General features: G+C 62.3%; 8 protein-coding genes. All 8 read left to right on the top strand.

Annotation, left to right across the window (positions count from 1 at the left end):
- Positions 1-797: ribosome biogenesis GTPase Der (gene der / locus QOC89_RS24980; RefSeq protein WP_323047460.1), on the top strand; the 797-nt coding region annotated here is incomplete at its 5' end.
- 152 nt (positions 798-949) lie between these two features.
- On the top strand, positions 950-1186 hold the full coding sequence (gene hfq, locus QOC89_RS24975) for an RNA chaperone Hfq (RefSeq protein ID WP_006051315.1): 237 nt from the start codon (positions 950-952) through the stop codon (positions 1184-1186).
- Positions 1187-1259: 73 nt separating this feature from the next.
- Positions 1260-2432 carry a GTPase HflX gene (hflX, locus tag QOC89_RS24970; RefSeq protein ID WP_323047461.1) on the top strand — a complete coding sequence of 391 codons (1173 nt, stop codon included), beginning with the start codon at positions 1260-1262 and terminating at the stop codon, positions 2430-2432.
- A 49-nt stretch (positions 2433-2481) separates the two neighbouring features.
- On the top strand, positions 2482-3870 hold the full coding sequence (gene hflK, locus QOC89_RS24965; RefSeq protein WP_323047459.1) for an FtsH protease activity modulator HflK: 1389 nt from the start codon (positions 2482-2484) through the stop codon (positions 3868-3870).
- Positions 3871-3882: 12 nt separating this feature from the next.
- Complete coding sequence (locus QOC89_RS24960; protein ID WP_323047458.1) at positions 3883-4788, top strand: protease modulator HflC; 906 nt, start codon at positions 3883-3885, stop codon at positions 4786-4788.
- 40 nt (positions 4789-4828) lie between these two features.
- A complete protein-coding gene (locus QOC89_RS24955) occupies positions 4829-5020 on the top strand; it encodes a DUF2065 domain-containing protein (RefSeq protein ID WP_323047457.1) in 192 nt (63 codons plus the stop codon).
- A gap of 222 nt (positions 5021-5242) precedes the next feature.
- Positions 5243-6394, top strand: a complete 1152-nt coding sequence (locus QOC89_RS24950) for an ATP phosphoribosyltransferase regulatory subunit (RefSeq protein WP_323047456.1) — start codon at positions 5243-5245, stop codon at positions 6392-6394.
- A gap of 203 nt (positions 6395-6597) precedes the next feature.
- Positions 6598-7376, top strand: a 779-nt coding sequence (locus QOC89_RS24945; RefSeq protein WP_323047455.1) for an adenylosuccinate synthetase, incomplete at its 3' end; no start/stop codon positions are given.

Raw genomic sequence — 7376 nt, 5'->3', positions numbered from 1 at the left:
AGATCGCGATCGTCGGCCGGCCGAACGTCGGCAAGTCGACGTTGATCAACGCGCTGGTCGGCGAAGAGCGCGTGATCGCATTCGACATGCCGGGAACGACGCGCGATTCGATCTACGTCGATTTCGAACGTCAGGGCAAGCCGTACACGCTGATCGACACGGCGGGTTTGCGTCGCCGCGGCAAGGTGTTCGAGGCGATCGAGAAATTCTCGGTGGTGAAAACGCTGCAGTCGATTTCGGACGCGAACGTCGTGATCCTGCTGCTCGACGCGCGCCAGGACATCTCGGAGCAGGACGCGCACATCGCCGGCTTCGTGGTGGAGCAGGGCCGTGCGCTGGTAGTGGGCGTGAACAAGTGGGACGGTCTCGATCCGCATGTGCGCGAACGCACGAAGGCGGACCTCGAGCGCAAACTAAAATTTCTCGACTTCGCCAAATTCCATTTCATTTCCGCCGCGGAAAAAACCGGAATTGGTCCGCTGATGCGTTCGGTCGACGACGCTTACGCGGCGGCCATGGCCAAGCTGCCGACGCCGAAGCTGACGCGCGCGCTTATCGATGCCGTCGAATTCCAGCAGCCGCGCCGCCGTGGTCCGGTGCGTCCGAAACTGCGTTACGCGCACCAGGGCGGACAGAATCCGCCGATCATCGTGATTCACGGTAACGCGCTCGACGCGATCACCGAAACGTACAAACGCTACCTCGAAAACCGCTTCAGGGAAACTTTCAAGCTGACTGGGACTCCATTGCGCATAGAGTTCAGATCGTCGACGAACCCTTACGCGGACAAAGGCTGAAGCCAGGCTGAAAACCGCGTGTGTGCTGGGTTTGGCCGCCAGGCCGGGCCGGCGCGCAGAAATGAAAATCGGCTATAGTGTAGCGGTTGACGGCGGATCTCTTTTTCTTCGTCGTCAATTCAGTCAACCTGCAAAAAAATACGGAGTTTGCTATGAGCAACAAAGGGCAATTGTTACAAGACCCGTTTTTGAACGCACTGCGTAAAGAGCATGTGCCGGTGTCGATCTACCTGGTCAACGGCATCAAGCTTCAAGGGAACATCGAATCGTTCGACCAGTACGTCGTGTTGCTCCGGAACACGGTCACTCAGATGGTCTACAAGCACGCAATTTCTACGGTCGTGCCTGCCCGTCCGGTGAATTTCCACCCGGATTCCGAACAGTCCTAACCCCCGTCCGCGGCCGGCGCAGCGTCGCCCGTTGGCGATTACTCCCGGCCGCCTTATTTTGATACCCTCCAATTTGATCAATGCAGCGCTTGTCGGCATCGACTTCGGTAAGATCGATTTCGAAGCCAGTCTCGAAGAACTCAGCCTGCTCGCGCAAAGCGCGGGCGCGAATCCCTTAGTCACCCTCACGGGGCGCCGGTCCAGTCCCGATGCCAAGATGTTCGTCGGCAGCGGTAAGGCCGAAGAACTGCGTCTTGCGTGTGAGGCGAACGACATCGAACTCGTCATTTTCAATCACGCTCTGGCCCCTGCGCAGCAGCGCAATCTGGAGCAGGCGCTTAACCGCCGCGTGATCGATCGCACCAGCCTCATTCTCGATATTTTTGCGCAACGCGCCCGCAGCCATGAAGGCAAGCTGCAGGTGGAGCTCGCGCAGTTGCAGTATCTGTCGACGCGGCTAATCCGCGCATGGACCCACCTCGAACGGCAGAAAGGCGGTATCGGTTTGCGGGGCCCAGGCGAAACGCAGCTCGAAACTGACCGCCGTTTGATCGGCGAACGCATCAAGGCGCTGAAGACCCGGCTCGAAAAGCTGCGCCGTCAGCATGGCACGCAGCGCCGCGCGCGCAGCCGTAACCAGACCATGTCCGTGTCGCTCGTCGGCTATACGAACGCGGGCAAATCCACGCTTTTCAATGCGCTGACCAAGGCCCAGGCGTATGCCGCCGACCAACTGTTCGCCACGCTGGACACCACGTCCCGCCGTGTCTATCTCGGCGACGAAGCCGGCCAGGTGGTGGTGTCGGACACGGTCGGTTTCATCCGTGAACTGCCTCACCAACTGGTAGCGGCTTTCCGCGCCACGCTCGAGGAAACCATTCACGCCGACCTGCTGCTGCATGTGGTCGACGCGTCGAGCGCCGTACGCCTCGATCAGATCGATCAGGTGAACGAGGTGTTGCACGCAATCGGTGCGGACACCATCCGCCAGGTGCTGGTGTTCAACAAGATCGACGCCGTGCCGGAGTTGGCGGCCCGTGGCGACGCGGTCGAGCGGGATGAGTATGGTAATATTTCGCGCGTCTTTTTGAGCGCGCGCACGGGACAAGGGCTGGATACATTGCGCGCTGCCATCGCTGAAATCGCTACTGCCGAATCTCTTCCCGATACATTGTTCGATCAGTCGGAAGAAGACCGGTCGGCAGCACCGCGCGACGACCACAAGGTCACAGAACTCGGGCACTGACCCGCTCCAATTGCACTGACCCGCTGTCTACTCTGGTGAACGAACACAGGTGAACGATTACAACGAGCGGAGTATCTGGCTGCGCATGCGCGCCATGCTGTCACTGAACGATCCGCGCTGGGGCCGGGGCGACGGTAATGGCGAGCGCCAACGACCCAACGAACCCAAGCGTCCGCCCACCAAAGACGGTGAGGGGCCGCCCGATCTCGACGAGATGTGGCGGGATTTCAACCGCCGTTTGAGCCGGGTATTCGGCCGCAAGGGCGGCGGTGCGGGTGGTGGCCGTCCGGATAACGGTCGCGGCGCGCGCATCGGCATGGGCATCGTGATCGGCGTGTTGGTTGCGATCTATCTCGGCAGTGGCGTGTTCGTCGTGCAAGATGGCCAGGCCGGGGTCGTGATGCAGTTTGGCAAGTATCGCTATACCGCGGGGCAGGGTGTGCATTGGCGCCTGCCGTATCCTTTCGAGGCGCATGAGCTCGTCAATATCGGCCAGATCCGCCAGGTGGAGATCGGCCGCAACAATGTGGTGCGCCTCGCCAATGTGAAAGACGCGTCGATGCTCACGCACGACGCCGATATCGTCGACGTACGCTTTGCCGTGCAGTATCAGGTGAGCAAGCCGACCGATTATCTGTTCCGCAGCGTCGATCCCGATCAGAGCGTGATGCAGGCCGCGCAGGCGGCGGTGCGTAGCATCGTCGGTGCGCGCAGCACGAACGACATCCTCTATCAGGATCGCGAAACAATTCGCCAGCAACTGGTGGCGTCGATCCAGCAATCCCTGGATGAATACCAGTCGGGACTCGCTGTGACCGGTGTGACGATTCAGGGCGTGCAGGTGCCCGATCGGGTGCAAGCCGCTTTCGACGACGCGGCCAAAGTGCGTCAGGACAACGAGCGCGCCAAACGTGACGCGCAGGCCTATGCCGCCGATCTGCTGCCGCGCGCGCAGGCCGACGTCGCACGCCGGATCGATGAAGCGAAAACGTATAGCGACAAGACCGTGGCAGAGGCGCAAGGCGACGCTGATCGCTTCAAGCAGGTCTATGCGCAGTACTCGAAAGCGCCCGCTGTGATTCGCGAGCGCATGTACATGGATACCATGCAGCGGATCTATTCGAATACGACCAAGGTGTTTGTGGACGGCAAGAGCGGCAACAACGTGCTGTATCTGCCGCTCGACAAGCTGGTCGAGCAGACGCGCCAGCGCGTTGCCGACGCTGCCGCGGCCGCTTCAGGTGCTGCCGCTGCGTCGGGTGCTGCCGTGCCGCCAGCCACGAGCAGCGCCGCCGCGCCCTCTGCTACGGCACCCGCTGCCGCCGCGTCCGCACCTGCCGCGGTTGCAACGCCTGCCAGCCAGGCTGCAGCCAGCAGCGACGCATTGCGTTCACGCGACTCCTTCCGCAGCCGTATGCGCGAAGACAACGTTCAATAAGGAGCGCACATCATGAACAAGATCATTGCGCTCGTCGTTGCTGTCGTCATCGTCCTGTTCGCCGCATCGTCGATGGTATTCGTAGTCGATCAGCGGCACATGGCCGTGCTGTCATCGCATGGCGACACCGCGCCCGTATTGCTCGGCCCCGGTCTGCATGTGAAGCTGCCGCCGCCGCTGCAAACGGTCACGCTGGTGGACAGCCGCATTCAGTCGCTCGATGCGCCGGATGAAGATCGCTATGTCACGTCGGACAAGAGCGATCTGCTGGTCAACCCGGTCATCAAATATCGTGTGACCGATCCGCTGAAGCTGCTCGCCGAGACCCGGGGCGACGTGCAAAGCCTGGCGGACCGTCTGGCGTTGCTGTCTCGCAGCGCGCTTGGCGACGCGTTCGGCAAGGTCACGCTGACCGATGCGCTCGCGAAGCAGCAAACCGTTGCCGACGAAGCACGCGGCACGATGGACAAAGCCGCGGCATCGCTGGGCGTTGCCGTGGTCGACCTGCAACTGACACGCGTCGATTTCCCGGCGGCGATGGCCGACTCGGTCTACAAGCGGATGATCGCCGCGCGCCAGCAGGCCGCGGCCGACGAACGCGCGAAGGGCACGGCCGAGGCCGACCAGATCAAGGCGGACGCGGTCGGCCAGCAACAGGCGATTCTCGCGGACGGCTATCGTCAGGCGCAGACCATCAAGGGCGAGGGCGATGCCAAGGCGGCGGAAATCGCCGCCGAGGCCTATGGCAGCGATCCGCAGTTCTACGAGTTTTATCAAAGCATGCAGGCGTACAAGAACATCTTCAAGCCGGGCGACGTGATCGTGGTCGACCCGAGCAGCGAGTTCTTCCGCTTCATGCGTAGTCCGACCGGCGGCGCTGCGCCGGACGCTTCCGCGGCACCGCGCAAACACCAATAACCGGAACGCCGCGGCATCCGCATCGCGGCCCTTGATTCGCATGGACATAGCCGGCTCGTTACTGCTCGCGATCGCATTGATGCTGATTATCGAAGGGATGTTTCCCTTCGTTTTTCCGAGTGCCTGGCGTGAGACGTTCCGTAAAATAGCGGAACGGCCGCCACATCAGATTCGCATCGGCGGCCTGATCGTGATGGTGCTCGGATTGATTCTGCTGTTTATCGTGACTTGAAAGGGCGCTGGGCGGCGCCCATCGCCGCGCGCCGTTGCCTTGATGGCGATATGCGTGGCAACCACGAGCCCAGCGGCACGGGCCAAGGCCGGCTGAACGAACAAAGGCCCGAAGGGCGGTTCCGATGCCCGCGACAGCCGCCAAAATAGCGCCGCCGCCCGCCATTCACACTCACTTACCGGCGCACCCAGCCGCCGTGTTCAACGTCGTAGGACTGTATCGATGTCGACCTGGTTACTTCCCGAGAATATTGCCGACGTGCTGCCGTCGGAAGCCCGCAAGATCGAAGAGTTGCGGCGCCATTTGCTGGACCGTTTCCGCTCGTACGGCTACGAGATGGTGATGCCGCCGCTGCTCGAGTACCTCGAGTCGCTGCTTACCGGCGGCGGGCACGATCTGAATCTGCGCACTTTCAAGCTCGTCGATCAGTTGTCCGGCCGCACGCTCGGTCTGCGCGCGGACATTACGCCGCAGGTCGCGCGAATCGATGCGCACCTGCTGAACCGCCAGGGCGTGACGCGTCTTTGCTATGCCGGCAATGTCGCGCACACGCGTCCGCGCGGGCTGCATGCCACGCGTGAGCAGATCCAGATCGGCGCCGAGATCTATGGTCACGCGGGTCTCGAAGCGGATCTGGAAATCCAGCAGTTGATGCTCGATGCGCTGCGTCTCGCGGGCCTCGCGAAAGTGCGGCTCGATTTGTGTCATGCCGGTGTGCTCGCCGCGCTGATCGAAGCGGAGCCCGCCGCTGCCGAATTGGGTCAAGCGCTTTACGACGCATTGGCCGGCAAGGATGTGCCGCGCCTCATCGAATTGACGGCCAATCTCACGCCGGTCACGCGGGACGCGTTGCGCTCGCTCCCCACGCTGTACGGCGACGCGTCGGTGCTCGACGAAGCCCGTGCGCGTCTGCCGAACGCACCGGCCATCGCCCGCGCGCTCGACGACCTCGCGTTCCTCGCAAACCAGGTCGATGGCGCCGAGGTGATGATCGATCTGGCCGATTTGCGCGGCTATGCGTACCACAGCGGTGTGATGTTTTCGGCGTATGTCGACGGCGTGCCGAATGCGGTTGCGCGCGGCGGCCGTTACGACCACGTCGGCCAGGCCTACGGTCGTGCGCGCGCGGCCACGGGCTTTTCGCTCGATCTGCGTGAAGTGGCGCGTATTTCCCCGGTCGAAGCCCGCAGCAGCGCGATTCTCGCGCCGTGGCAGCATGATGAGGCGCTGCGCGTGAGCGTCGCCGCATTGCGTGACGCCGGCGAAGTCGTGATTCAGGCACTGCCGGGGCACGAGCACGATCTCGACGAGTTCGCCTGCGACCGCGTGTTGGTCGAGCGCAACGGCACATGGGTTGTCGAACCGCGTCCCTGAGCGCGAGCCGATCGATCGCCTGAGGGGCCGTCCCGAAGGCATTTCAGAAGGCGTCCAAAGCGTCGCCAGATCCGGCGCGGCCATCCGCCGCGCTATTTTCGATAGTCCCACCATAACGTGCATACCGTTGAGCGGAAACGGAAAAATTCGGAAGGTTCCGCGAACATAGGTAGAATACGTTTTTAACCAGCTTACGAAACAACATGTCTGCCAGCGCAGTGAATGTGAACCCCGGGCGCAACGTCGTCGTCGTGGGGACCCAGTGGGGTGATGAAGGCAAGGGCAAGATCGTCGACTGGCTGACGGACCACGCTCAAGGCGTCGTTCGCTTCCAGGGCGGTCACAATGCCGGTCACACGCTTATCATCGGCGGCAAGAAAACCATCTTGCGTCTGATTCCGTCGGGCATCATGCATCCTGGCGTCGCGTGCTACATCGGCAATGGCGTCGTGTTGTCGCCGGAAGCGTTGTTCAAGGAAATTGGCGAGCTCGAAGCCGCCGGGGTCGATGTTCAGAATCGCCTCTTCATTTCCGAAGCCACCACCCTGATCCTGCCGTACCACATTGCCATCGACCAGGGCCGCGAAGCGCGCCGTGGCGCGAGCAAGATCGGCACCACCGGCCGCGGCATTGGCCCGGCTTACGAAGACAAGGTGGCGCGCCGCGGTTTGCGCGTGCAGGACCTGTTCGAGCCGGAAACTTTCGCCGAACGTCTGCGTGAAAACCTCGACTACCACAACTTCGTGCTGACGCAATACCTGGGCGTCGCGGCGGTCGATTTCCAGCAAACGCTCGACACGATGCTGAGCTATGCCGACCGTCTGAAGCCGATGGTGACCGACGTGTCGCGCCGTCTGTACGACGAAAACGCGGCAGGCAACAATCTGCTGTTCGAAGGCGCGCAAGGCACGCTGCTCGACATCGACCACGGCACCTATCCGTTCGTCACGTCGAGCAACTGCGTGGCCGGCGCAGCCACCGC

The sequence above is a fragment of the Paraburkholderia sp. genome, assembly GCF_034668105.1.
Lineage (GTDB): Bacteria > Pseudomonadota > Gammaproteobacteria > Burkholderiales > Burkholderiaceae > Paraburkholderia.
The sequence above is the reverse complement of the archived record's forward strand: the minus strand, read 5'-3'. Positions and strand labels throughout refer to the sequence as shown.

What these genes read in the sequence shown, in the direction of transcription:
- QOC89_RS24955 (WP_323047457.1), top strand. Translation starts at nt 4,829, where the DNA reads ATGGACATAGCCGGCTCGTTACTGCTCGCGATCGCATTGATGCTGATT.
- QOC89_RS24950 (WP_323047456.1), top strand. Translation starts at nt 5,243, where the DNA reads ATGTCGACCTGGTTACTTCCCGAGAATATTGCCGACGTGCTGCCGTCG.
- QOC89_RS24960 (WP_323047458.1), top strand. Translation starts at nt 3,883, where the DNA reads ATGAACAAGATCATTGCGCTCGTCGTTGCTGTCGTCATCGTCCTGTTC.
- hfq (WP_006051315.1), top strand. Translation starts at nt 950, where the DNA reads ATGAGCAACAAAGGGCAATTGTTACAAGACCCGTTTTTGAACGCACTG.